This window comes from Caecibacter sp. AF58-12pH5A, assembly GCF_027681725.1.
GTDB lineage: Bacteria > Bacillota > Negativicutes > Veillonellales > Megasphaeraceae > Megasphaera > Megasphaera hominis.
Genome location: NZ_JAQDBC010000005.1, coordinates 92,786 through 114,950 on the forward strand (window position 1 = coordinate 92,786; position 22,165 = coordinate 114,950).

25 protein-coding genes are annotated in these 22,165 nt (G+C 49.3%); all 25 read left to right on the forward strand.

Annotated elements, in window-relative coordinates:
- Window positions 1–5: 5 nt before the first annotated feature.
- The 25 genes from kdsB to PGX44_RS04270 all read left to right on the forward strand — a co-directional run bounded on the left by kdsB (window position 6) and on the right by PGX44_RS04270 (window position 22,163).
- Complete coding sequence (gene kdsB, locus PGX44_RS04150) at window positions 6–746, forward strand: 3-deoxy-manno-octulosonate cytidylyltransferase (RefSeq protein ID WP_498854367.1); 741 nt, start codon at window positions 6–8, stop codon at window positions 744–746.
- Window positions 743–1,582 (forward strand): 3-deoxy-8-phosphooctulonate synthase, encoded by an 840-nt coding sequence (gene kdsA / locus PGX44_RS04155; protein ID WP_498854368.1) that lies wholly within the window; start codon window positions 743–745, stop codon window positions 1,580–1,582. The genes kdsB and kdsA overlap by 4 nt, the downstream gene beginning before the upstream one ends.
- A gap of 18 nt (window positions 1,583–1,600) precedes the next feature.
- Window positions 1,601–2,572: a KpsF/GutQ family sugar-phosphate isomerase gene (locus PGX44_RS04160; protein ID WP_498854369.1), complete on the forward strand. Its 972-nt coding sequence runs from the start codon at window positions 1,601–1,603 to the stop codon at window positions 2,570–2,572.
- Complete coding sequence (locus tag PGX44_RS04165; protein WP_186501879.1) at window positions 2,572–3,105, forward strand: KdsC family phosphatase; 534 nt, start codon at window positions 2,572–2,574, stop codon at window positions 3,103–3,105. The genes PGX44_RS04160 and PGX44_RS04165 overlap by 1 nt, the downstream gene beginning before the upstream one ends.
- Before the next feature lie 20 nt (window positions 3,106–3,125).
- The gene (locus PGX44_RS04170; RefSeq protein ID WP_498854370.1) at window positions 3,126–4,061 is read left to right on the forward strand and encodes a lysophospholipid acyltransferase family protein; all 936 of its coding nucleotides are present in this window, start codon (window positions 3,126–3,128) and stop codon (window positions 4,059–4,061) included.
- Complete coding sequence (gene lptC, locus PGX44_RS04175; protein WP_498854371.1) at window positions 4,054–4,596, forward strand: LPS export ABC transporter periplasmic protein LptC; 543 nt, start codon at window positions 4,054–4,056, stop codon at window positions 4,594–4,596. Before PGX44_RS04170 ends, lptC begins: the two co-directional genes overlap by 8 nt.
- 3 nt (window positions 4,597–4,599) lie before the next feature.
- Entirely contained in the window at window positions 4,600–5,361 is a 762-nt protein-coding gene (locus tag PGX44_RS04180) for an LptA/OstA family protein (RefSeq protein ID WP_498854372.1), read from the forward strand.
- Entirely contained in the window at window positions 5,361–6,080 is a 720-nt protein-coding gene (lptB, locus tag PGX44_RS04185; protein ID WP_498854373.1) for an LPS export ABC transporter ATP-binding protein, read from the forward strand. The genes PGX44_RS04180 and lptB overlap by 1 nt, the downstream gene beginning before the upstream one ends.
- A gap of 13 nt (window positions 6,081–6,093) precedes the next feature.
- Window positions 6,094–7,182, forward strand: a complete 1,089-nt coding sequence (locus PGX44_RS04190) for an LptF/LptG family permease (protein ID WP_186501874.1) — start codon at window positions 6,094–6,096, stop codon at window positions 7,180–7,182.
- A 141-nt stretch (window positions 7,183–7,323) separates the two neighbouring features.
- Window positions 7,324–8,568 (forward strand): DUF3084 family protein, encoded by a 1,245-nt coding sequence (locus PGX44_RS04195; protein WP_498854374.1) that lies wholly within the window; start codon window positions 7,324–7,326, stop codon window positions 8,566–8,568.
- 9 nt (window positions 8,569–8,577) lie between these two features.
- A complete protein-coding gene (locus PGX44_RS04200; protein WP_498854375.1) occupies window positions 8,578–8,994 on the forward strand; it encodes a RuvC family protein in 417 nt (138 codons plus the stop codon).
- A complete protein-coding gene (locus tag PGX44_RS04205) occupies window positions 8,991–9,821 on the forward strand; it encodes a YitT family protein (RefSeq protein WP_186501871.1) in 831 nt (276 codons plus the stop codon). Before PGX44_RS04200 ends, PGX44_RS04205 begins: the two co-directional genes overlap by 4 nt.
- A gap of 147 nt (window positions 9,822–9,968) precedes the next feature.
- Complete coding sequence (locus PGX44_RS04210) at window positions 9,969–10,199, forward strand: YdbC family protein (protein WP_186501870.1); 231 nt, start codon at window positions 9,969–9,971, stop codon at window positions 10,197–10,199.
- Window positions 10,200–10,347: 148 nt separating this feature from the next.
- Window positions 10,348–10,893, forward strand: a complete 546-nt coding sequence (gene fapR / locus PGX44_RS04215) for a transcription factor FapR (protein WP_186501869.1) — start codon at window positions 10,348–10,350, stop codon at window positions 10,891–10,893.
- Between the two features lie 14 nt (window positions 10,894–10,907).
- Window positions 10,908–11,933, forward strand: coding sequence for a phosphate acyltransferase PlsX (plsX, locus tag PGX44_RS04220; protein WP_186501868.1), 1,026 nt, complete (start codon window positions 10,908–10,910; stop codon window positions 11,931–11,933).
- Entirely contained in the window at window positions 11,917–12,909 is a 993-nt protein-coding gene (locus tag PGX44_RS04225; protein ID WP_498854376.1) for a beta-ketoacyl-ACP synthase III, read from the forward strand. The genes plsX and PGX44_RS04225 overlap by 17 nt, the downstream gene beginning before the upstream one ends.
- A gap of 19 nt (window positions 12,910–12,928) precedes the next feature.
- Entirely contained in the window at window positions 12,929–13,870 is a 942-nt protein-coding gene (fabD, locus tag PGX44_RS04230) for an ACP S-malonyltransferase (protein WP_498854409.1), read from the forward strand.
- Window position 13,871: 1 nt separating this feature from the next.
- A complete protein-coding gene (gene fabG / locus PGX44_RS04235) occupies window positions 13,872–14,615 on the forward strand; it encodes a 3-oxoacyl-[acyl-carrier-protein] reductase (RefSeq protein ID WP_498854377.1) in 744 nt (247 codons plus the stop codon).
- A 39-nt stretch (window positions 14,616–14,654) separates the two neighbouring features.
- Window positions 14,655–14,900 (forward strand): acyl carrier protein, encoded by a 246-nt coding sequence (locus PGX44_RS04240; RefSeq protein WP_186501865.1) that lies wholly within the window; start codon window positions 14,655–14,657, stop codon window positions 14,898–14,900.
- 76 nt (window positions 14,901–14,976) lie between these two features.
- On the forward strand, window positions 14,977–15,933 hold the full coding sequence (locus PGX44_RS04245) for an NAD(P)H-dependent flavin oxidoreductase (RefSeq protein WP_186501962.1): 957 nt from the start codon (window positions 14,977–14,979) through the stop codon (window positions 15,931–15,933).
- Between the two features lie 32 nt (window positions 15,934–15,965).
- The gene (fabF, locus tag PGX44_RS04250) at window positions 15,966–17,219 is read left to right on the forward strand and encodes a beta-ketoacyl-ACP synthase II (protein WP_186501864.1); all 1,254 of its coding nucleotides are present in this window, start codon (window positions 15,966–15,968) and stop codon (window positions 17,217–17,219) included.
- A 13-nt stretch (window positions 17,220–17,232) separates the two neighbouring features.
- The gene (gene rnc / locus PGX44_RS04255) at window positions 17,233–17,946 is read left to right on the forward strand and encodes a ribonuclease III (protein WP_498854378.1); all 714 of its coding nucleotides are present in this window, start codon (window positions 17,233–17,235) and stop codon (window positions 17,944–17,946) included.
- Window positions 17,947–17,987: 41 nt separating this feature from the next.
- A complete protein-coding gene (locus PGX44_RS04260) occupies window positions 17,988–19,052 on the forward strand; it encodes an elongator complex protein 3 (protein ID WP_498854379.1) in 1,065 nt (354 codons plus the stop codon).
- 284 nt (window positions 19,053–19,336) lie between these two features.
- Complete coding sequence (locus tag PGX44_RS04265) at window positions 19,337–20,671, forward strand: MFS transporter (protein WP_498854380.1); 1,335 nt, start codon at window positions 19,337–19,339, stop codon at window positions 20,669–20,671.
- Window positions 20,672–20,756: 85 nt separating this feature from the next.
- Complete coding sequence (locus PGX44_RS04270; protein WP_498854381.1) at window positions 20,757–22,163, forward strand: FAD-binding oxidoreductase; 1,407 nt, start codon at window positions 20,757–20,759, stop codon at window positions 22,161–22,163.
- Window positions 22,164–22,165: the final 2 nt, after the last annotated feature.

Genomic DNA, 22,165 nt, shown 5'->3' on the forward strand with positions numbered 1-22,165 from the left:
AACTTATGAATTTCGTATGTATTATCCCGGCACGATATGCCTCCACGCGGCTGCCGGGCAAACCGCTGGCTGATATTGCCGGCAAGCCACTGATCCAGCGTGTATATGAACAAGCCGCCAAGGCGGATAAATTGTCATCTGTCGTCGTAGCTGTCGATAATCCTAAAGTATATGATGTCGTCGTCTCCTTTGGCGGCCATGCAGTCATGACGCGGGAAGACCATGCGAATGGCACGGATCGGTTGGCTGAAGCCGTAGGCCATTATCCCGAAGCCGACGTCATTGTCAATGTGCAGGGCGATGAACCACTCATTACACCGGAAGTCATCAATGCACTCTGCCAGGTCTTTGAAGAGGATCCGCAGCTGACCATGGCTACAGTGGCTACGCCCCTGCAGGAAGAAGAATATGACGATGCCAGTGCCGTCAAGGTAGTCATGAATAAGAGACAGGAAGCCATGTATTTCTCCCGTTCCCTCATTCCGTACCCGCGGCATCCCTTCCACGATCAAATCCGGCCATACAAGCATATCGGCATTTATGCGTATCGCCGCGATTTCCTGCTCCAATATGCCAATATGGCACAAACACCGGCAGAAGAAGTGGAATCGCTGGAACAGTTGCGCGTTTTGGAAAATGGCTATAAGATTAAAGTTATTACGACAGAGCAACAATTTATCGGCATTGATACGCCGGAAGATCTGGAACATATACGATCGTATTTTGCAAAGGAGCAGCAGGCATGAAACAAGTACAAGCAGGCAGTTTGCACGTAGGCGGCGATGGCAAGTTGTTCGTCATGGCAGGCCCGTGCGTTATTGAAGATCCGGACCGTATTTTAAAAATCGGCCAGGAAATGAAAGCTATTTGTGGCCGGTTGGGCCTTCCCTATATTTTTAAGGCGTCCTTTGATAAGGCGAACCGGTCCAGCTGGAAATCTTTCCGTGGCCCGGGACTCAAGCGGGGGCTGGAAATTCTTCGCGATGTGAAAAAAGAATTGCAGGTTCCTGTTGTCAGTGATATCCATGATGTATCCCAGGTAGCCCCGGCAGCAGAAGTACTGGATGTCCTGCAGATACCGGCTTTTTTGTGCCGTCAGACAGACCTGCTGCAGGAAGCTGCTAAAACGGGAAAATGCATTAATGTAAAAAAAGGGCAATTCATGGCGCCGGAAGATATGAAAAATGTAGCAGAAAAAATCTCCCACGAAGGGAATGAAAATATCATTCTGACAGAACGGGGCGTTTCCCTGGGCTACCATAATCTGGTTGTTGATATGCGGGCATTTCCCATTATGCGCAGCTTTGGCTACCCCGTCGTCTTTGATGCGACCCACAGCGTACAGCTGCCCAGCGGTGCCGGTACGAGTTCCTCCGGCCAGCGTCAATTTATTGGCAACCTGGCCAGAGCCGCAGCCGGTTCCGGTATTGATGGCGTATTCATGGAAGTACATGACAACCCGGAAGAAGCCTTGTGTGATGGTCCCAACATGCTCTACCTTTCCCAGGTAGAAGCGGTGTTGCGGGATATGGCAGCTATTAAGGCGATTACCGATCAAAGTGTTTCAACGGCAACGAAATAATTGCAGAGGTGAATGGAAATGGATATTTTAGCAGAAGCAAGAGACGTATTGTTACAGGAAGCAAAAGGCATTGAAAATCTGATTCCCAGCTTAGACCAGAGTTTTGTCAATGCAGTCAATATGATTTTGGACTCTAAGGGACGTGTCATCGTTACGGGCATGGGCAAATCGGGGCACATTGCCCGGAAGGTTTCGGCAACCTTGTCGAGTACAGGGACACCGTCTATTTTTCTCCACCCGGCTGAAGCCATTCACGGCGATCTCGGCATGGTAACGGGCGATGATGTTGTCCTGGCCTTTTCTAAGAGCGGTGAAACGACAGAAGTATTGAATATTCTGCCCAGTTTGAAACGTATTGGTGCTAAGGTTATCGCCATCGTCGGTGAACATAATTCGACACTGGCGAAAAACTCGGATGTCGTTCTCGACGTGTTAGTAGAAAAAGAAGCCTGCCCGCTGGGCCTGGCCCCGACGACGAGCACGACCGTTTCCCTGGCCTTAGGCGATGCCTTGGCCGTTGTCTTGCTTTCGTGCCACCATTTCACAAAAGACCAGTTTGCCATTTTCCATCCCGGTGGCGCTTTGGGCCGCAAATTGCTCCTCACGGTTGCTGATGTCATGCATAAGGGCAATGATAATCCGGTTATCAGCGCTGACAGTACGGTACAGGATGCCCTCTTCATGATGACTGAAAAAGGATTGGGCGCTGTTTCCGTCGTCGATAGTGAAGGTGTATTAGTCGGACTCGTGACCGATGGCGATGTACGCCGTGGTCTTGAAACCGGCTCTAACTTCCTGCAGTGGCCTGTTGATGCTATGATGACCAAGAGCCCGCGTCTCATTACGAGCGATAAGCTGGCTGCAGAAGCTATGCACATTATGGAAAAGAATCAGCCCCGCCCGATTACGGTACTGCCCGTTATCGATCAGGATAATAAGGCTGTCGGCATGATTCATTTGACTGATTTGCTGCGTCAGGGAGTGGTCTGATGAGACATGTAAAAACGATCAAATTGCTGGCTCTCGATGTCGACGGCGTTTTGACCGATGGTGTTATTTATTATGGCCCTTCCGGCGATGCATTAAAGGGCTTTTCTGCCCGCGATGGCATGGGGATTACCCTGGCCCGTATGGCTGGTCTCAAAACGGCTGTTATTACAGGCCGCCGTTCTCCTATGGTAGAACAGCGGGCTAAGGATTTACACATAGATTATGTCGTCCAGGAGGTACAAAATAAGCTTACAGCATTACAGCAGATTTGTGCGGACCTGGGGATTTCCTTGTCAGACGTTTGTTATATGGGGGATGATTTGAATGATTTGCCCCTCATTCAGTCTGTCGGATTTAGTGCAGCACCACTCGATGCCTGTGAAGAGGTACGGCAGGAAGCTGCTTTTGTATCGGCGTTTAGAGGCGGTCATGGTGCACTGCGTGAACTGGTTGAATATATTTTAAAAAATCAAAACGTTTGGGAGACCATCTTACAGCACTTTCAGTCTGGCCAGGCTGAATATAAACAGTAAGAGAAAGGGGCGTCTGCATAGTGTTTACGGAATGGCAGTACTATACCATCCGGGCAATAGGCAAGCTGGTTCAGAAACTTTCGTACCCGACGGTAGTCCGTTGGGGGCGGAAACTGGGACCCTTAGTTAGCCGGATTATGAAAAAACAGTATAACCGCGCTGTCTTTCAGGCTGTACGCGGTCTGGAATGCAGTGAAACAGAAGCACGCCAAATTGTAGATGAACTGTTTCGCAATCTGGGCCAGTCGGCGCTGGAAATTTTGTATACGCCAAATCTGAACGCCGGAAATATTGCTGAGTATGTGACCTTGGATCATCCGGAACGGCTGGATGAGGCGCTGAAAGAAGATAAAGGCGTCATCATCCTGACCGGACACATTGGTAACTGGGAATGGCTGGGCGCACTGGCACTGTATGGCTATCCCGCCTCGACGATCGTAAAAAATCAGGCCAATAGTTCCGTAACCCGCCTGTTAAACGAAAACCGCGAAGGCATGGGACTCGAAGTCTTTGCCCGGGGCGGAAATGAAATGATTATTGCAGCCCGGGCGCTGCGCCGGAAAAAGCTGCTCGGTTTCCTGGCTGATCAGGATGGCGGTTTTCACGGTGTACCCCAGCCGTTTTTGGGAAAAATGAGTTCTACGCCTAAGGGGCCGGCTATGTTTGCCCAGAAGTTTCATTCGCCGATTGTACCGGTCTTTACTATTCACGATGACCAGCATCGTACCCATTTGGCAATTGGTGAGATCATGCATTTTGAAGATACAGGCAACAAAGATGAAGACATTACCCGCATGACCCGGAAGATGGCAGTCATTACGGAAAACTTCATTAAAGAGCATCCTACCGAATGGCTTTGGTTCCAACACCGTTGGAGCACAGAGCCGGAAGAAATTATAGCACTGCAAAAAGAGGGGGCGGCAACAGATTGTGAATCTAAAACAAACGTTGAGTAAGCATAAAATCACGATTCTCGTCGTCGTTTTCCTGGCCCTTTTTGCGTTTCTCCTCTATTGGTTTATGCATACGGCCGGCGGTCCTGTAAAGGACATGCCGCCCAGCAGTGACCTCGTAGAGTTCCATGGCTCGGAAATTGAAGAAAAAGATGGCGACCGCCTGTCGTGGCGGTTGACGGCCGACAAGATTCTCGTCGACCCGAAAACAGAAATCATGTATTTCATCAAACCGAAAGCAGAAATCTGGGAAAAAGATGGCACCTTACTGACCATCACGTCCGATAAGGGTGTCGTAGACCGTAAGAAGAAGATCATTGAACTCAAACAGCCGCTGCAGGCAGAAACCGACAAGGGCGATACATTGCAGACAGAGGGTAGTGTGTATTATAATATGGATACACGGCTTATTAATGGCGGCAAGGTATTGCTGAACCGGCATGATCAGACGACATTGAGCGGTGATTCTTTCGTAACTGATGCGGCGCTCGAACATGTAACCGTACAAGGCCACGCTAAGGTAACCAAAGGAGAGTAGAGCATGAAACAGAATTTACGCACGAAATTAGTAGCAGCTGCACTGGCCGGCGCCCTGATTCTGCCTGCTGCCGCTTCCTTAGCAGCAGATAACAACGCCAACAATAGCAATCCTTCCGTTTCCGTGACGGCTGATAAATTGGAATACAATGGCAAGACACAGGTGGCAAAGGCGACGGGCAATGTCGTCATTGTCCGTGATCAGGCAACGCTTACCGGCGATGTAGCCACGTATAACCTGAAGACGGCTGAAGCAGATATGCAGGGAAATGTAACTGCCCAGCAGCCGGATATGCATATGACATCTGAAACCCTGCATTCGACAAACCAGAATTATCTCGTCGCTACAGGCAATGTCAAAGGCGTATATGGCGACAAAAAGGTCAATGGTGATAAAGTAGAATACTACCTCGATAAGGATCATGGCATCGTAACGGGCCACGGCTACCTCGAGGCTCAAGGATCCCAGATGTGGGCAGATCATATTGATGGCTGGTTCAAAGAAATCCGGGCTGTCGGTACGGGGAATGTGCACATTGAATCGCCGGCAGACGGCTTAACGGCTTACGGTAACAAAGCCGTGTATACGCAGACGCCGGGCCAGCAAAATGGCATAATTCACATGACCGGGAACGTCTATGCCACGCAAAATGGCAATCAGCTTTCAGGTAACGATGTAGAAGTCCACCTGGCTGACAATTCCGTCCAGTCCAATGGCCGGTCGACTGTCGTATTTATACCAGGTAGCGAAGAACAGGGGAAATAATGTATATCCAGACGAACGATCTCATCAAAACGTATAAAGACCGCAACGTGGTAAATAAGGTAAGTATCCACGTTGACCAAGGGAGTATTGTCGGTCTGCTCGGGCCCAATGGCGCCGGTAAAACGACGACCTTCTATATGATTGTGGGTATCGAACATCCGACGGAAGGCACTATCTACATTGATGATCACGACATTACGAATCTGCCAATCCATAAGCGGGCTGCTTATGGCCTGGGCTATTTGCCACAGGAAGCGTCTATTTTCCGTAAGATGACGGTAGAAGATAATCTGCTGGCCATGCTGGAAACGACGAAGCTTTCCAAAAAAGAACAGCATGAAAAGGCAGAATCGCTGATGGAGGAATTTACCATTACCAAACTGCGCGACCGGTTGGGCATACAGTTGTCCGGTGGTGAACGGCGGCGAGTGGAAATTGCCCGCTGCCTCGTCATGGATCCGGCCTTCATCCTGCTGGATGAACCCTTCGCCGGCATTGATCCGCTGGCCGTCAATGATATTCAGGAAATCATCAGCCATTTGAAAGACCGGGGGATTGGCGTACTCATTACGGACCACAATGTCCGGGAAACATTGAGCATTGTCGATAAAGCATATATTTTGAATGAGGGGCAGATTCTTCTCGAAGGCTCTCCGGAATTCATTGCCAACAACCCAGTGGCGAAGAAATTCTATTTAGGTGAAGAGTTTACCATGTAACAAGGGGAATTGAATGAGAATACTAGATAAATATGTACTAAAAGAATTTATTGGTCCGTTTCTGTTTGGCGTCTGTGCTTTTACGGCAGTCTTCATCGGTACGGGCACGCTGTACCGGATAGCTAACCTGATCAATCAGTATGGCGCATCTATGTGGGATGCTTTCCGTGTCCTTGTTCTGGCGTTGCCGTCCATCATTGTCGTAACCTTCCCCATGTCGGTACTGCTCGGTTCTCTCATGGCCTTTGGCAAGCTTTCCGGTAACAGTGAAATGATTGTCATGCGTACGGGCGGCCAGAATTTCATCCGCCTGGCCATGCCTATTTTCGTGGCGGCACTCCTTATTTCCCTGGGCACGACGGCTTTTAATGAATACGTCGTACCACGGGCCAATAATGCGTATAACACGATTATCGATCAGGAAATTAAGCATAAGGTAGCACCGACGACGCAGGACCACATCATCCTCAAGGATGTCAAGGGACACGATATCAACAGCCTCATGTATGCCCGTCAGTATGATTCGAATGTGAAACAACTGCGGGATATTACGGTACAGGAGTTTGAAAACGATAAGCTCATGCGCGTGGAAAAAGCCGATTATGCCGATTGGAATGGCACCAAATGGGTAATGCACCAGGGCATCATTTACGACGTGTCTGTCGGGGACCAGGTGACGCGGCAAATGACCTTCCAAAACCAGGAATTACCGATTTCCCAGCGGCCGAACCGCATTAGTGAATCGCAGAAGAAACCGGATGAAATGACGATCCGTGAGCTGCGCGACCAAATTAAGCTGCTCGATGAAAATGCTGTCGATACGAATAAGATGAAAGTAGAAATGTATAACCGCTTCGCCATGCCGATGGCCAGCCTGGTTTGTGCCATTGTCGGTGCTCCCTTGGGGATGCAAAAGCAGCGGGGCAGTTCATCTATTGGTTTCGGCATCAGTGTCGTCGTTATCTTCATTTACTACACGATCATGACACTTGGGAATGCCTTGGGCAATGGCGGTAAAATTCCAGCCTATTTGGCGGCATTCCTGCCGGATATTGTGTGTGGCATTGCCGGGATTGTACTGGTATATCGCAAATCAAAGTGATATTCAGAGTGATTAGTACTGGACTCAAGGGCCGCCGTACTGGTCACTCTCCTTTTTTATTTATTTTTCAATTTGCTTTATTTTCTACACCTGTTATATAGTATCCTATGATATAATGATAAAAAGAATGGAGGTGCGACTATGGAATTCGGCTGGGTCATGTTATTGGTTCTCGCCGTTATGGGCGGAATCATTGCCTACCTTGGCGATAAGATAGGCTCCCGTGTAGGGAAAAGAAAAATAAAATTGTTTGGCCTGCGGCCGAAATATTCATCCATCCTGATTACCCTTATCACTGGAGTCAGCATTTCTGCCGTTACCTTAGGCGTTATGTCCGTTCTTTCACAAAATGTCCGCATCGCCTTGTTTGGTATGCACCAGCTGCAGCTGCAAAAGGCTGAATTGGAACAGCAGAAGGATAAACTTTTACAACAGGCTAAGGAATTAGGCCTGGAGATGGAAGAAAAAAATGCCCTCTTGGCAAAAAATGAAGAGTTGCTGCAAAAGCAGGAACAACAGCTTACCGATGCCAACGAGCGGATCCGTATGACCCAGCTGGACCTGCAGCAAACCCAGGCGGCCCGCGATGATATGAGCCGCCAGCTGACCATTGTCCAGGTAGCCCGTGACGAGATGATGGCCCGTAATGATCAGCTCAATTCAGAAAATAAGGAGCTGGAACAAACACAGGCCCGCATGACGGAAACGATTGGCAAACTGGATGAACGGATCAAGCTGTTGAACCAGAAAATGACCGATATCCGTGAAGGACAGGTCTTATTCCGCGTCGGGGAGGTCCTTTCCAGCGTAGTGATTCAAAATGGGCAGGACGAAGATGTCTTGCGCACCGAGTTGGGCAAACTCCTTTCTCAGACGAATGCACGTATCCGTGATCAGCTGGGCATTCAAAACCAAAACGCTGTGGTTCTCTATATCTCCCAGGACGAGATAGACCAGACCATTACAGCGCTGCACGATGCACCGCAGGGCAGCAAGCTCGTCCGTATCGTGGCAGCCGGTAATATCATTTTGGGCGAACCGGCCATGGTTCACTTCGAATTGTTTGACAACAAGCTCGTGTATCATCGGGAAGAACTGGTATATGAAGAGCATTTGCAGGCTCAGGATGTAAGCGGCAGCGCGGAATATCAGGTATTCCGTTTCCTCCACGAAGTCAACCAGCAGGCTGTCAAGCGCGGCGTTCTGCCAGATCCGCTGACAGGGAATATCGGCTCCCTTACGGCAGCTGAAATGTTTGACACGATCCAGCGGATCAAAGCCAGCGGCAACGGTGATATAATTTTGCGGGCCGTGGCTTCGACAGATATTTATACAGCCGGACCGCTTAATATTGACATCATTGTCCGCTCCTATGCGGGACAATAGGAGGTACCCATGTTATTTGCTATCGATCCGGGGTCGGAAAAGACCGGTACAGCTATCCTAAGGGAAGATGGCAGCCTCGTGAGTCGTCATATTGTGCCTACAGGCACGTTGGCAGATCATTTGACGAGGCAATACGCACACGATCCTTTTTCCCATATCGTTATGGGTGACGGGACCAATCACCGTCATCTGCAGCCTGTGGTAGAAGCCTGGATACGTACGCATCATCCGGAGATTACCTTTTCACTTATTGACGAAAAATTTACCACCGTAGAAGGACGTAAACTGTATTGGAAGTATACGCCACGTCACGGCTGGCGTCGTCTGGTTCCACTTTCACTGCAGTATCCTCCTGAACCGGTGGATGATTTCGTGGCCTGGATTATTGGGCTGCGGTATTTACATTCACAAGGAGGGGTTACATGATTTCACACCTATTACATGCCTTAGGCCTGGCCGTAGGGGCTTTTATTTATAACTTTGGCCTCAATGTATTTCTCGTACCAAACCATGTCATCGATGGCGGCGTTGTCGGTATTGCGCTGATGGCAGCCCACCTTACGGGCATTTCTTTCAGTGTCTTCATCGTCGCTTTAAATATACCTTTTTTTATTTTCGGCTATCACAAGATAGGCCTGCACTTTACAATTTCTTCGCTGTTTTCCGTCTTCTGCCTGTCTGTATGGAGTAGTATGGTCCATTGGGAACCCATGACGGCAGATCCCTTTTTATCGACCATTTTCGGTGGTATGATCATGGGCATCGGCGTCGGCCTCATCATCCGCTGGGGCGGTTCTCTTGATGGGACAGAAATCTTGGCTATTATCGCCGAAAAGGTATCGCCTTTTTCGGTCGGTGAAATCGTCATGTTTTTCAACCTTTTCATTCTCGGCTCGGCAGGTTTTGTCTTTGGCGTCGACAGCGCCATGTACTCTCTTGTCGCGTATTTTATTGCGTATAAGATGATTGATATCGTCGTCAATGGCCTCGATGAAATGAAGGGCCTGTTCATCGTTACGGCAAAGCATGACGAAGTCGCCCGTACGATTACGCAGGATTTAGGCCGTGCCGTTACCTTATTGCACGGGGAAGGCGCCTATTCCCGGCATAAAACGCTGATTTTATACTGTGTCGTCTCACGCTTGGAAATTACGAAAGTCCAGGATACAGTAAAGCACATTGACCCCCAGGCATTCATTACGACCTTTGATATCCGGGAAACCCAGGGCGGCTTGTTTAAGCGGAAAAAGTAAAGCCCGTAAACGGAAGGGGCACTTCCGGTAGTTGACAGGGAAGTCCTATATGCCTTATCATATTAAATAATTGCATATAAAAGTTATATAAAATATATATAAGCAATGTGGAGAATGTCTCATTTTCCAAGAACAGGAGGAATCAGAGTGGCACAATTAAATTTCAACATTGAAGATATTTGCGGTACACTGTCCGAAAATAAGGATGGCTGGCATAAACAATTGACCTATATCAGCTGGAACAACCGGCCGGCAAAGTTTGACCTGCGGTCTTGGGACCCTGATTATCAGGCCATGACGAAGGGCATCACCTTGACGAAGGATGAACTGATTGAATTGAAAAACATCTTGGATAACATGGATTTTGATAAGTACTAAAGGAGTGTGAAGTATGCTTTCTCAGGTTCACCAGAGGAACAGGATGGAAGCATACTTTTTATTTTTCCTTGCAAAACCAGCAGAAACATTATATAATCTCTGTTGTATGTACTATTAATACTTGGTCATAATTTTTTAAGGTGATGGAATGGTTCGTATAGCCAGAGAGAAAAGACATGCACTACTAGCTCGCCGGATTGAAGAAAATCCATTCATTAACGATGAAGAACTGGCCGAGGAATTCTCCGTCAGCATAGCGACGATCCGACTGGATCGCATGGCCTTGGGTATTCCGGAACTGCGTATACGGATTAAACAACGTGCTGAAGCAGCACAACAGGCGCAGGCACGCCGGACAGAGGTCATGGGCGACCTGATTGAATGTAATCCCGGCAAGGATGCGATTTCCATCATGACGGCCACAGAGGATATGCTGGATGCAGCACACATTGTGCAGTCCCGTTACCTCTACGCACAGGCTGATTCACTGACCAAAGCGGTCTTGAATTTGCCTGTATGTATCATTGCAGTAGCGAATCTTAAATATAAACAGCCCGTAACCGGCGGAGACAGGCTCGTAGCACGGGCAGAAGTCATCCGGCAGCGTGATCAGAAATATTACGTGTGGGTAAAGATACGCAAAAACGCGAAAGAAGTGTTTCGCGCGAAGTTTATCGTGGAATCTTTAGAATAACGGAGCGATAGTAAATGAAAATAGCTGTAGACGCTATGGGCGGCGATTATGCGCCAGAAGAGGTTGTCATCGGCGCTATCAATGCCGTAAAAGAATATAAGCTTGACGTCGTCCTCGTGGGCGATGAAACAAAAATACGCAAGGTGCTGCAAGACCAGCACGTAAAAGAAAGTGAGCGCCTTTCTATTGCACACGCCAGTGAAGTAATAGAAATGGGTGAACATCCGGCACAGGCCATCCGCAAGAAAAAGGATGCGTCCATTGTCGTAGCCACCCGTCTTGCGCGGGATGGCAAATGCGATGCCGTCGTGGCGCCAGGCAGTACTGGTGCCGCCGTAGCCGCGGCGCTCTTGGGCCTGGGACGGATCAAGGGCATCGAACGGCCCTGCATCGCGACTCCGATTCCGTCTAAACGGGGGATAACGGTTCTCCTCGACTCGGGGGCCAACTCTAATAGCAAGCCTAAGCATATGGTCGAAGCAGCCATTATGGGCTCGCATTATGCTAAATACATCCTCGGTATAGAGAAGCCGCAAATTGGCCTGCTCAATATCGGTGAAGAAGCAACTAAGGGCAATGAGCTCTGCCAGCAGACCTACCCCTTGTTGGAAAAACTGAAAACCATATCTTTTTATGGCAATGTCGAAGGCCGTGATATACCGAATGGTACGGTCGATGTCGTCGTCTGCGATGGCTTTGTCGGCAATGTCATCTTGAAATTTGGTGAAGGACTGGGCATGTTCATTTATCAGCTCGTCCGCGATGCCATAAAACGAAGCGGCTTTATAGCAAAGTTAGGCGCCATGGCTATTTACCCGGCCTTGAAATCCTTGAAGAAACAGCTTGATTTCACCGAATACGGTGGTGCGCCGCTCTTAGGGGTAAATGGCAGTTTCATTATCTGCCACGGAAGTTCCAAAGCAAAAGCCATTAAGAATGCTATACGCGTGGCAGGTGAACTGGTCGAACAAGACGTAACCGGACACATCCGCACCAGTATAGAGGAAGAAGAGGTAGAACAGTATGATAGTGAAAGCTAATCCGGCAGGTATTCTCGGGACAGGTCATAGCGTTCCCGATCAGGTTTGGACCAATGAGTATTTGGAAACCTTCCTTGATACGTCTGATGAATGGATTCGTACGCGTACCGGTATCGGTGCCCGTCATGTAGCACCTGAAGGTGTCAATACGTCCGATCTCTCTATTGAAGCAGCACAGCAGGCACTGGCAGCTGCCAATGTCAAGGCGGAAGATTTGGACCTGATCATCGTTTGCACGCTGACACCGGATCTCACCCTGCCTAGTACGGCTTGTATGGTACAGGCTAAATTAGGTGCCGTCCATGCCGCAGCTTTTGATTTGGAAGCGGCCTGCTCCGGTTTCGCCTATGGCTCTATTATCGCTTCCCAAATGATTGAAAATGGCATGTATAATCATGTCCTGGTCATTGGTGCAGAAGTATTGAGCCGTGTCATCAACTGGAAGGACCGCGCTACGTGCGTCCTCTTTGGTGATGGTGCCGGTGCTGCTGTTATCGGCCGCGTACCTTCGGGCTATGGTATCCTCGGTGGTGCTATGGGCGCAGACGGTACGGGTGGCGATTTTCTGACCATTCGCAGCGGTATTGCCCAGCCCATGACCGATGCCCGTCGTGAAGACGGTTCCGCCCTGGCCATTATGGACGGGAAAGAAGTCTATAAGTTTGCTGTGAAGGCTATGCCCCATGCAGCCGAACTGGCTCTTGAACGGGCTGAGCTGACGAAAGAAGATATTGATGTCCTTGTACCGCACCAGGCCAATATCCGCATTATCGAATCGGCAGCCCGCCGCTTGCAGGTGCCGATGGAAAAAGTATATGTGAATATAGAAAAGTATGCCAATACATCAGGTGCTTCTATCCCTATCGCGTTGGATGAAGCCGTTCGTACAGGCATGATCAAACGTGGTGATATTGTCTGCCTGGCTGGCTTTGGTGCCGGCCTTACGTGGGGCAGCGTCGTAATGAAGTGGTATTGATTGGAGTGAGGTGACCATGATGAAAACAGCATTTGTATTTCCCGGTCAGGGTGCACAAAAGGTAGGCATGGTAAAGGATTTGTATGAAAACTATGCCGTCGTTAAGGAGCTTTTTGAAGAAGCAGACGATGCCTTAGGCTTTTCCCTGACGAAGCTGATTTTTGAAGGACCAGACGAAGATCTTATGCAGACCAGCAATACACAGCCGGCTATCCTGACGGCCAGCACAGCTTGCTGCCGCGTTCTGGCACAGGAAGGCGTAACACCGGATATCGTTGCCGGTCACAGCTTGGGTGAATACTCTGCTCTCGTGGCAGCAGGCTCCCTGAGCTTTGCCGATGCCGTCCGGACAGTACGGCTGCGTGGCCAGTTTATGCAGGAAGCAGTACCCCTTGGTGAAGGTGGTATGGCTGCTATTCTCGGTCTCGATGATGAAAAAATCAAGGCCATTTGTGCCGACATCTCTGCGCAAGGCGGTGTCGTTCAGGCAGTAAACTTCAACTGCCCGGGCCAGACCGTTATTGCCGGCGCGGCTAAAGCTGTAGAAGCAGCTGTAGAAGCTCTGAAAGCAGCTGGTGCCAAACGGGCCGTCCTGCTCCATGTGAGCGCACCTTTCCACAGCTCCCTTATGGAACCGGCAGCAAAACGCCTGGCAGAAGTACTCGATTCGATTACGATTCACGATGCTGCCATTCCGGTTGTTGCCAATGTCAATGCGAAAATGGAAACGGCGGCTGCTGAAATTAAGGAAGCCCTTATCAAACAGGCAGCCAGTCCGGTACTCTGGATTGATTGCACGCATACGATGCAGGCCTTTGGCGCTGAAACGTTTGTCGAAGTGGGGCCGGGCAAAACGATTTGTGGCTTTAACCGCAAGATTGACCGTAAAATCCATAGTGAAAACGTAGAAGATATACCATCCTTACAGAAAACACTTGAATTTTTCCAGGGGGTTAGATAAAATGCTCTTAACGGGTAAAACAGCGATTGTCACAGGCGGTTCGCGTGGCATTGGCAGAGCCGTTGCACTGGCTCTGGCAAAAGCCGGTGCCAACGTTGCCATTATTTATGCCGGCAATACGGCAGCAGCAGAAGAAACGAAACAACTTGTCCAGGAACAGGGGGGCCAGGTACTGGCCCTGCAGTGTGACGTAGCCGATGAAGCTGCTGTTACCGATATGGTAAAGACTGTCAAAGACCAGTTTGGTTCTGTCGATATCCTCGTAAATAACGCCGGTATCACCCGCGATGGCCTGCTCATGCGTATGAAAGCCGCAGACTGGCAGGATGTTCTCGATACCAACCTGACAGGCGTATATCACTGTACGAAGGCTGTATCGAAGCTGATGATGAAACAGCGTCATGGCGCTATTGTCAATCTTTCCTCTGTCGTTGGCGAAACAGGTAATGCCGGCCAGGCAAACTACGCCGCTGCCAAAGCAGGGATTCTGGGCTTTACTAAAGCCGTTGCCAAAGAATTGGCGTCACGGAATATCCGTGTAAACGCTGTTGCTCCGGGGTACGTCGAAACAGATATGACCGCCGTACTGACGGAAGCAGCACGCGAAGAAATGCTACGTTCCATTCCCTTGGGCCGCGCAGCAACTGCTGAAGACGTGGCACAAGCCGTACTCTTCCTCGTATCGGATGCGTCGTCGTATATTACGGGACAAGTCCTCAACGTGGACGGCGGCATGGTAATGTAATATAATAAAAATAGGATATTGAAAGGGGGTGAATTGGAAATGAGCGAAGAAGCAACTTTTGAAAAAGTAAAAAGTATCGTTGTAGAACAGCTGGGTGTTGACGAAAAAGAAGTCAAGATGGACGCTGCTTATATTGACGATTTAGGCGCTGATTCCTTGGACATCGTAGAACTGATTATGGCTTTCGAAGAAGAATTCAATATCGAAATCCCTGACGATGTTGCAGAAAAAATCAAAACTGTTAAAGATACAGTGGAGTACATCGAAAAGGAAAAGAAAGCGTAAGTATGCAAAAAAGATCCGGATGGGGGAAGGACGCCTGTCCTTTTCCCAAACGGTATCTTGAATGGAGGAAACCATAGTGAAGCTGCCAGAATTACGTATAGGTAAGCTTGTAGCCAAAGTGCCAATCATTCAGGGAGGCATGGCAATACGTTTGTCCACTGCCCGCTTAGCAGCTGCTGTAGCAAATGAAGGCGGTATAGGCCTGATTGCCATTTCCGGCATGCCATACGATGAAATCAGATATGAAATCCGTTTGGCCAGAAAACTGGCACCGAACGGAATTATTGGTATAAATGCCATGGTTGCAGCCCAGGATTTTAAAGGGATTGTAATGACGGCAATTGAAGAAGGAATCGACTTAGTTGTAGCGGGAGCAGGTTTTTCACGGGACATGTTTGCCTGGGGAAAAGCCTCGGGCACAGCCATTGTACCGATTGTCTCCTCTGCCAAACTAGCTAAAATATCCCAGAACCTCGGCGCTGCTGCCGTCGTCGTTGAAGGCGCGGAAGCAGGCGGGCATCTGGGCACAAATCGTTCGAGCCGGCTCATTGTGCCGGAAGTACGGGCTGCCGTTGATATTCCGGTTATTGGTGCCGGTGGTATTTTACACGGCGAAGACATTGCAGAAATGCTCCGCCTCGGTGCCAACGGGGTACAGATGGGCAGCCGTTTTGCTGCCAGTGTCGAATCAAATGGTTCTGAAGAATTAAAGAAAGTGTACCTTCGCGCTAATAAGCCCGAAGATTATATACTCGTACATAGTCCGGTCGGACTGCCGGGCCAGGCAATCCGTACGCCCTTTTCGGAACGCGTATTGCTGGGAACGGCGCCGAAACCTATCATGTGTGACCACTGCCTGCGCAAATGCAGTCATAAATATTGTATTATCAGGGCCCTCACACGGGCACAGCAAGGCGATGTAGAGACAGGTCTGGTCTTTTCCGGCCGGCGAATGCAGGAAATTCATGAAATCCTGACAGTTAAGGAAATCTTTGCATATTTGAAACGGGAAACCGATGCGATTCCCGACTAAAGATGACATTTTTTTTGGATGAGGTGAATATTTTGGAAAAACGCGTAGTAATTACCGGGTTAGGAGTTGTTTCTCCTGTAGGAATAGGTAAAGATTCCTTTTGGGATGCCCTCCTGGCCGGCAAGAACGGGATAGGTCCGATTACTCATTTTGACGCATCGGAATATGCAGCACGCATTGCCGGGGAAGTAAAGGATTTCGATATTTCCAGCTTTGGCATTGATCGTAAAGAAGCACGCCACATGGATGTTTCTACACAGTATGCCGTAGCCGCTGCCAAGCTGGCATTGGATGATTCGAAAATTAATCTGGATGAAGAAGATCGCGATCGTATCGGTACGGTCGTTGGTACAGGGATTGGTGGTATGGAAACACTGCACAATCTCTATAAAGGCCTCTTCGAAAAGGGCCCGTCCAGGGTCAACCCCTTTGTTGTGCCCAAGATGATCGGCAACATGGCTTCCGGCCAGGTATCCATTGTCTTTGGCTTGAAAGGTCATTGTGCCAGCGTCGTAACCGCTTGTGCAACCGGTACGAACTCTATCGGTGATGCTTGCCGCATGATTCAGCGCGGTGAATTGGATGCAGCAGTAGCCGGTGGTACAGAAGCCGCTGTTTCTCCCGGTGCCGTTGCCGGATTTGCTGCTATGAAAGCTTTGAGCACGCGTAATGATGATCCTGCCCATGCGTCCCGTCCCTTCGACAAAGACCGCGATGGTTTTGTCATGGGTGAAGGTGCCGGTATTGTCGTTCTGGAAGAACTGGAACACGCGAAAAAACGCGGTGCCCACATTTATTGTGAAGTAGCCGGCTATGGCAGTAATGCCGATGCCTATCATATTACGGCACCTGCTCCGGAAGGCATCCAGCAGGCTAAATGCATGAAGCTCGCCATTGATGATGCAGGACTCAAACCGGAAGATGTCGATTATGTCAATGCTCATGGTACCTCGACACACCTTAACGACTTAAATGAATCCAAAGCCGTTGCCCGCGTCTTTGGTGACCATGCCAAAGAACTGCTCGTCAGCTCGACGAAATCCATGACCGGTCACCTGCTTGGTGCTGCCGGCGCTGTCGAAGCCATTGCTTGTGCCATGACGATTGAAACAGGCAAGGTACATCCGACAATTAACCTGGAAGAACCGGAAGATGAATTGAAAGAAATCGGTTTGAACTACGTACCCGGTCAGGCAGTAGCTGCTGACGTAAAAGTAGCCATTTCTAATTCCTTCGGTTTTGGCGGGCATAATGCAACCCTCCTGTTCAAGAAGTACGAAGCCTAGAAGAAGTGTATTGATGAAACCAGAACGAAAACAACAGCTTGAAGAATGCATTGCCTTATTGGGATTGCCGGAGTTCCGTGATCTCCGCCTTCTCGATGCGGCACTGACACATTCCTCGTATGTGAACGAAAATAGAAAGGCTCACGCCCATCATAATGAACGGCTGGAATTCCTGGGTGATGCCATTCTCGATCTGGTTATAGGGGAATACTTGTTCCTCCATTATCCGGAAATGCCCGAAGGCGAGCTTTCTAAAGCCCGGGCCAGTGTCGTCAGTGAAACACCGCTGGCTGCCGTATTTGGTGGCTATCATATAGGTGACTATATGCTCATGGGCCGGGGCGAACAGCGCTCTGGCGGGCGTACGCGGGTCAGTATCCTGGCTGACGTTTTTGAAGCCGTCGTAGGCGCTTTGTACATCGATCACTCGTACGAAGCGGCGCGTGAATTTATCCTGCGTCAGCTGAAGGGATATTTGGATCTTGTCGCCAGTGGGCAGTATGGCAAGGATTACAAAACCCTTTTTCAGGAATATGTCCAGCAAGATGGCGAACAGGATATTACGTATGAACTTTGCCGGGAAGAAGGGCCGGATCATGATAAGACCTTTTATATGCAGGTCGTTGTGAATGGCAAGGCTTTAGGCGAAGGTAAAGGAAAAACGAAAAAAGACGCAGAACAGCATGCAGCGCAGGAAGCGCTGAAGCGGCTTCACGTCATACAGTAAAAGATGCGGCCGGGGCCGCATCTTTTTTTTGGAGGAATATTATGAAAACTTCCATTATTCCCGTTTTTATTCCCCATATTGGTTGTCCGTACCGCTGTGTTTTCTGTAATCAATGGCGGATTACGGGCCACCAGGGTGTGCCCCGGGCAGTAAATGTGGCTGCCCAGATTGCACACTATACAGAGGGCGTACAGGAGCGGCGCCATTGGGAAGTCGCTTTTTATGGCGGCAGCTTTACAGCCATACCGGCAGCCCTGCAAGAAGAACTTTTGGCCCCTGCCAAGGAAGCTCTCGAGCAAGGGCGAATTGCTGCTATCCGTTGCTCCACCCGTCCTGACTGCATTACGCCTGAAGTGCTGCGGAGGCTTGCGCAGTACGGTTTGACCATTGTCGAACTGGGCGTACAATCTATGGATGAAGGCGTGTTAAAAAAGGCGAAACGGGGCCATACGGCAGACGATGTCGTCCGGGCAACGTGTCTCTTGCGATCTGCCGGCTTTACTGTAGGCCATCAGCTCATGCCCGGCCTGCCAGGTGAAGACCGGGCCAGTCTCGTACGGACGACGGCAGCTATTTGCCGCCTTAAGCCGGATCTGGCCCGCATTTACCCTGTAGCCGTCATTGATGGTACAGAACTGGCCGAGTCCTATAAGCAAGGGGAATACAGGCCTCTTTCTATCCATGAAGGTGTGCAGCGTGCTGCCTATATGAAGCAGCGTCTCCTGGAAACGGGGATTCCGGTTATCCGTACGGGCCTGCAGGCGACACGCGATTTAGACGATCCGTCCCAGGTACTGGCCGGTGCTTACACGCCGGCCATGGGGGAACTCGTCGATACTAAACGCTATCAAAAGCAGCTTTTTTCCGTTCTCGATACGGTGGCAGTACAGGTTACGGCTATTGCCTGTAACCGCCACGACATAAGCCGCACGCGGGGCTATCATAAGGTAACGGTAAAACGCGCGGCACTGCGATATAAACGAAGCTTTACCTGGCAGGAGGATAATGGCCTGCCTGAAGGAACCATAGCGGTCAGAACGGCAAATAGGGAATATCGTATCAAAACGTCTGCCGGGACCGTACAATGTAAAGATACAGAAGCATAACGTGAAAGCAAAGGATAATTTTTCTCCATGACAAAATAGAAAGATAATATGCATTGACGTAATGCTTGGGGAGTGCTAGAATACAAGCATAAAGAACGATATGGTATATAAGGAGTTCGCAGAGACGGACTCCTTATAAAAAATTCATAATAGAGAATTAAGTTCAATATATAGAACAAATGACTAGGACAACAGTTCTTAGAATCCGGATATAAGACTGTTGACTATATATGACAGCAACGATGGATGCTGCCGATATTTTTTTCGGTAGAGGAGGTTTTCGTATGGCATCTATTGATCCCAAAACGAATACGTTAGTCGAAAAGCCCACCAATGTGCGGTGGCAAGTGTTTATTGCAATCTTTATTCTCTGTTCCATTAACTATGTAGACCGGGCGGTCATTTCCGTCCTCATGCCGTCTATTCAGTCCGATTTGGGCTTTTCTCCGGAAATGGTCGGCGTCATTTTTAGTGCGTTCTTCTGGGGCTATGTATTGATGCAGATTCCTTGTGGCTGGCTTTGCGATAAAGTGCAGCCTGGGAAGGTAATCGTTGGTACAGGTGTCCTTTGGGGCGTGTTCCAAATTATTACCGGGTTTATTACAAGCAGTACACTCTTTATTGTCGTCCGTGCTCTCCTCGGTGTGTCGGAAGCACCGATTTATCCTGCCGGTGGTAAACTGCAGTCTGTATGGCTGACCAAAAATGAACGTGGCAAAGGTTCGGCTCTGCTCGATTCCGGTTCTGCCGTAGGCAATGCCATTGGCGCTCCGCTCTGTGCGTTATTCGTGGCCTTTCTCGATGGCTGGCGCGGTGCCCTCATGGCAGCCGGCGTTTTGACGATCCTCGTCGTTATTGCCTGCAAGCCGCTCATGGCTCATACGCCGGAAAACAGCCCGCGCTGTAACGAAGCAGAACGGGAATATTTACGGAAAGCCTTTGAAGAAGAAGATGCCGAATCCATGACAGCTGTACAGGCTGAAGATGGAACGGCTTCTTCCGGTACGACGCTTGGCAAATACCTGACGTCGCGTAGCTTCTGGAGCCTGTGCCTCGGCTTTGGTGCCTATGACTCGTTCTGGTATGGCCTTATGACCTGGGGTGCTTTATACCTCCATGCAACACATGGTCTGGATATTAAAGGCTTAGGCGGTGCCATCTTCGTCATTTACATGATCGGCGTATTAGGTGAAATCGTCGGCGGTACCTTAACCGATAAATGGCGTCAAAACGCGGCCGACAGCAATAAGATTATGCGTCGTCTGTTCCCGATTCTGGGCATCTGCATTGCCATTCCTATGTATCTCCTTTCGGCAGCTACGAATGTGTATATTGCCGTAGCGTTCTTATCCATCGCCATGTTCTTCGAAAAATGGTGCGGCTGCCTCTACTGGTCTCTGCCGGCATTGTGCTCTGACCGTAAGCACAGTGGTGCCGTTGGCGGTGCTATGAATATGTTTGGTAACCTGGGCGGGGCTATTGTGCCGATCGTCGTTGGTTTGATTGTAGGTGCAACGGGCAGCTACTACTGGGCTCTGATGCTCTTCGTAGGCCTGGCTGTCGCTCTGGGTGTATTACCGGCCTTGATCAACTATAATAAAAAGATTGGTATGGAATAAAATATTGCATAGTAGTATAGCAATAATACGAAAAGACATGTATACTATAAGAGTAAAACATACTTAATCGTAGGAGGCAGTATTTATGAGTCGTTATAACAAAGTTTCACAAGAATTATTGGATGAATTGCTGGCACTTTTGGGCAAGCACAACATGACAGTGGATCCGGAAAAACTGGATACCTTCAAGACAGATGAAGAAACGAACCCGATTTATTTCCATACACCGGAAGTAGTAGTTTTCCCGGAATCGACGGAACAAGTAGCAGGTGTCATGAAGCTGGCTAACAAATACAAGGTTCCTGTAACGCCTCGTGGCGGCGGCAGCAGCCTGGCCTGCGGTGCTATCCCTGTTTACAACGGTATCGTATTGTGCCTGGAAAAGATGAACAAAGTATTGGAAGTCAATGCAGATGCCCTGTATATGATTGCTGAAGCCGGTACAATTACGACAGAAGTACAGGCCGCTGCCAAAGCTGCCGGTTTATACTATGCCGGTGACCCGAGCTCCAAAGCATCCAGCGAAATCGGCGGCAACATTTCTACGAACGCCGGCGGCAGCCGTGTTGTTAAATACGGTACGACGCGCGATCAGGTGTATTGGCTGGAAATCGTTACCCCGACCGGTGAAATTACCCGCGTTGGCAAACGGTTACAGAAAAATACGACCGGCTATGCGCTGGAAAAACTGATCTGCGGCTGTGAAGGTACGCTGGGCATCGTCACCAAAGTCTGCCTGAAATTGCGCCCCATTGCTCCGTTCCACTTCGATTTGGTCGGTATTTTCAAAAATGTCAACGATGCATTGGCTGTACCGAACCAGCTGCAAAAAGCGGGTGTACAGCCGACGGCTATTGAATTCCTCAACACGGAAGCTATCCAGAGTGCCGAACGTTTCCTCGGTCTTGAACTGCCGTATTCGAAGGAAGATGGCAACTACATCATCGTAACAGTTGATTCCTATGATCAGGATGACCTGGACAACCGCGTAGCTACGGCTGACGAAATTTGCCAGAATAATCATGCTGCAGAAACGCTCGTAGCTGACGAACGTATTTGGAATGCCCGCTATTGCAATGGCGAAGCTGCCCGTAACGACAGCCGCGTATTCCTGGCTGAAGATATCGTAGTTCCTATCGATAAGATTCCCGATCTCGTAGCTAAATTGCCGGAAATCAAGGAAAAATATGGCATTACGACGAACGTTGTTGCCCATATCGGTGATGGCAATATTCACGTTAACGCCATGAAGATGGATATGCCTCTGGAAAAATGGAATGAAATTATTCCTCAGTACCATGATACGCTGTACACCTTCGTATACAGCTTAGGCGGCTGCCTTTCCGGTGAACACGGCATTGGCCTGCGTAAGATTGCAGAAATGAAGAAATTTACAGACCCTGTTGAATTAGGCATGATGGAAGCAATCAAGAAGGCCTTGGACCCGAACCTGATTCTCAACCCGTCCAAGATCTTTGATTTTGGTAACTAATT